Annotated in this window: 4 protein-coding genes and 1 tRNA gene; 2 read left to right on the top strand and 3 right to left on the bottom strand. The window is 65.0% G+C overall.

The features are described 5' to 3' along the window. The 3 genes from VIQ49_RS00335 to VIQ49_RS00345 form a co-directional block, all read right to left on the bottom strand. On the bottom strand, positions 1–740 hold a 740-nt coding region (locus VIQ49_RS00335), incomplete at its 3' end, for an SDR family NAD(P)-dependent oxidoreductase (RefSeq protein WP_331879814.1). An 86-nt stretch (positions 741–826) separates the two neighbouring features. Beyond that, entirely contained in the window at positions 827–1372 is a 546-nt protein-coding gene (locus tag VIQ49_RS00340; protein WP_331879811.1) for a hypothetical protein, read from the bottom strand. 147 nt (positions 1373–1519) lie between these two features. Next, positions 1520–1605 (bottom strand) — tRNA-Leu (locus VIQ49_RS00345). Between the two features lie 123 nt (positions 1606–1728). Here VIQ49_RS00345 and VIQ49_RS00350 point away from each other — a divergent pair. Together VIQ49_RS00350 and VIQ49_RS00355 are read left to right on the top strand one after the other, a co-directional pair. After that, the gene (locus VIQ49_RS00350; RefSeq protein WP_331879812.1) at positions 1729–2553 is read left to right on the top strand and encodes an MBL fold metallo-hydrolase; all 825 of its coding nucleotides are present in this window, start codon (positions 1729–1731) and stop codon (positions 2551–2553) included. A gap of 64 nt (positions 2554–2617) precedes the next feature. Further along, a partial coding sequence (locus tag VIQ49_RS00355; RefSeq protein WP_331879813.1) for a M20/M25/M40 family metallo-hydrolase occupies positions 2618–3648 on the top strand: 1031 nt, incomplete at its 3' end.

Below are 3648 nucleotides of genomic sequence, written 5' to 3' on the forward strand. Positions count from 1 at the left end.
AGCGGCACCGATGCCGCCGAACCGGTCAGCGGGGCCAGCTCGGCGTCGGCCAGTGAGCTGTAGGCGCCGGGGGAGCGGCGCACCGTCTGCGCCGCATTGTTGACGAGGATGTCCAGCGGGCCCCGTGCGGCCACCGAATCGGCCAGCGCGACCACCTGTGCCGGGTCCCGGAGGTCGATCCCGACGATGTCGAGGCGATGCAGCCACTGGTCAGCATCGACCTGGCGCGCGAACCGCCGCGCGGCGTCGCGCGGGAATCGGGTGGTGATGGTCAGTTCCGCGCCGTCTCGCAACAGCATCAGCGCGATGTACATGCCTATCTTGGCTCGGCCACCGGTGAGCAACGCCCGGCGACCGGTCAGGTCGGCGTGCTGTTCGCGCTTGCGCCGATTGCCGGCCGCGCACTCCGGGCAGAGCTGGTGGTGAAAGGCATCGACCCGCGTGTATTCCTTCTTGCAGATGTAGCAGTTCTGCGGCCGGATCAGGGTTCCGGCACTCGTGCCAGGCGCGCCGGTGAGCGGTAGGCCCGCGGTTTCGTCGTCGATCCGATCCGGTGACCCGGTTGCCGTGGCGGCCAGCACCTTTCGATCTGCATCGACGCGAAGCTGGTTCCGTTCCTTGCGGCGGTTGCGCTTGGCGTGCTTGAACATCTGCGCCACGGCACGCTGCACCGTCACCGAGTCCGGATGGAGCGCATCGAGCTCGGTGACCTGATCGAGGACACGGCGGAAGATCGCCATGTCGGCGGGATCAACGGAATGGGTGGGTACGTCGGACACGGTAAGCCAGTGTAGTAGCCGCAGACGATGTCCAGGACCTGCGGATTCTAGGCGGAAGGGGCGGTGGGGTCCGACGGAATCGAATCGCTCGGGGCGGGTGCGACTTCGCGTCGAGGTGTCATCGCCACGAACCAGGCCTCTTGGACACCGAGGATCACGATGATGGAGAGCAGCAAACCCTCGACCTCGATGGGCGACAGCGCCAGGTCCACCGAGGTCACCATCGCCGGAATCGCCGCGACCGCAAACACCAACAGGTAGAGGGGAACACCAACGCCTGCCAGGATCCACGGCATCACCCGGGCCGCTGTCTGGGCGCTGAACTGAAGGGCGAGCAGTACGATTCCGATCGCCCCGACTATTCCGGCGAACGCGAACCCCGTACGCCAGACAGCGGCGACATCGGGGGCGACCTGTGCGAACAGCGACACTGCGGCGGCAACCACGAATTGCAGCGAAACCAGGTAGGCCATCTGGCTGCCACGCCCGTCTCGCCCGGTCAGGTCGCCTCGATCCTTGATCGCCACCCACCACAGGCCCAGCAGCGTGAAGTTGGTCGCTGCCACCACTCCGTAAAAGGCCGATTGATCCATACCCGGTAACAGTAGGCACTGGTGAGGCGCGTTGTGACGTGCTTTGAGCACGTAACGAATCCCCACCGGACCGTCCGCTCATCGAGCGGAACCAGGCCCGACGCCGACAACAAAAAATCCCCGACACAGGCCGGGGATCTTTGAGAGTGTCCGAGGGGGGACTTGAACCCCCACGTCCGTTAATAGGACACTAGCACCTCAAGCTAGCGCGTCTGCCATTCCGCCACTCGGACTTGCTGTTCGCTCGGCAGAAAAACCGATCTTCGAGCGCTGGACAACATTAACCGACTGTCGGCCTGCAACCCAAATCGCCTGTTCAGAGCCATATCGATCGATGGTTTGCTACCAATGGATTCATGGATGGGACCACAGTCGTCTGCCGGACCTGCGCCGTGGAACAGGACAGCCGTCTACCCGCGGTGTGCCGCATCTGCGCCGACGAACGACAGTACGTCCCGCCGCACGGTCAATCGTGGGTGTCCCTCGGGCAATTGGCCGCCGAAGGACAACGCGCCGTGGTCTCCGAACTGGAACCCGGGTTGTTCGAGATCCATACCTCTCCCGGTGTCGGCATCAATCAGCGCAGCAAACTCGTCCGGACCGATGCCGGAAACCTGCTGTGGGATCCGATCGGATTCATCGACGACGAGGCTGTCGCGGCGGTGCGGGCCGCCGGCCCTCTCACGGCCATCGTGGCCAGCCATCCGCACATGTTCGGTGTGCAGGTCGAATGGTCGAGAGCTCTCGGCGACGTACCGGTTCTGGTGGCGGAGTCCGACCTGGAATGGGTCCAGCGGTCCGCACCGGTCATCGAGGCGTGGCGCGGCGATCTGACCGTCCTGCCAGGAGTCACACTCTCGCAACCCGGCGGCCACTTTCCTGGCAGCGCCGTCGCTCACTGGGCTGCCGGAGCCGGCGGGCGGGGCGTGCTCCTGTCCGGAGACACCGTGCTTCCCAATCCTGATCGCGCCAGCGTGAGTTTTATGCGCAGCTATCCCAACCGGATACCGCTGTCGGCGGCCGTTGTGGAGCGCATCGCGACGGCGCTGGGCCGGTTCCGGTTCGACCGCTTGTACGGGAACTTCGCCGATTTCATCGACACCGGCGCCACCCGCGCCGTCAGGGTGTCGGCCGATCGCCATATCGGATGGGTCCGAGGCGATTTCGACCATCTGACGTGAATCGGCGCACCTTGCGAGTTGTCTGGGCGACATCGTGGGGAGCGGTGGTGATAGGAATGAGCAGGTGAACTCCAACACCCCAGCCGCCACCGAAGAAGTCGTCGACCTCGTCAGCCGGCTCATCCAGTTCGACACCAGCAACACCGGCGAACTGGCCACCACAAAAGGGGAGGCCGAGTGTGCCCGGTGGGTGCAGCAGAAACTCGATGAAGCCGGTTTCGACACTGAATATGTCGAGTCCGGACAACCGGGTCGCGGCAACGTCTTCGCGACCCTGCCCGGGTCCGACCGCACGCGTGGAAAGCTCCTGCTGCATGCGCATCTCGACGTGGTTCCGGCGCAGGCCGAGGACTGGAGTGTGCACCCCTTCTCCGGTGCGATCGAAGACGGCTACGTGTGGGGCCGGGGCGCGATCGACATGAAAGACATGGCCGGGATGGCGCTGGCCCTGGCCCGGCAGTTCAAGCGTTCGGGCACCGCGCCGCCCCGCGACATCGTCTTCGTATTCCTCGCCGACGAGGAGGCCGGAGGCAAATGGGGTTCGCACTGGCTCGTCGACAACCGGCCTGATCTGTTCGAAGGTGTCACCGAGGCGGTAGGTGAAGTGGGCGGGTTCTCACTGACCGTGGACCGACCGGACGGCACCCAGAAGCGTCTCTACCTGGTCGAAACGGCCGAAAAGGGACTGGCCTGGATGCGCCTGACCGCCACCGCCAAAGCCGGGCACGGCTCGTTCCTCCACGAGGACAACGCCGTCACGATCCTCTCCGAAGCGGTCGCCAAACTCGGGCGCCACCAGTTCCCGCTGGTGATGACGGAATCGGTCTCGCAGTTCCTCGAAGCGGTCTCGGAAGAGAGTGGTCTGTCATTGACGCCGGACACCCCGGATCTGGAGACGGCGCTGTTCAAGATCGGCAGCATCGCGCGCATCATCGGCGCCACACTGCGTGACACAGCCAATCCGACGATGCTCCAGGCCGGTTACAAGGCCAATGTCATCCCGCAGACCGCAACCGCAGTTGTCGATTGCCGGGTCCTGCCCGGGCGTCAGGCGGCATTCGAGGCCGAGGTCGATGAACTGATCGGCCCCAACGT

This window comes from Williamsia sp. (genome assembly GCF_036566845.1).
Lineage (GTDB): Bacteria > Actinomycetota > Actinomycetes > Mycobacteriales > Mycobacteriaceae > Williamsia.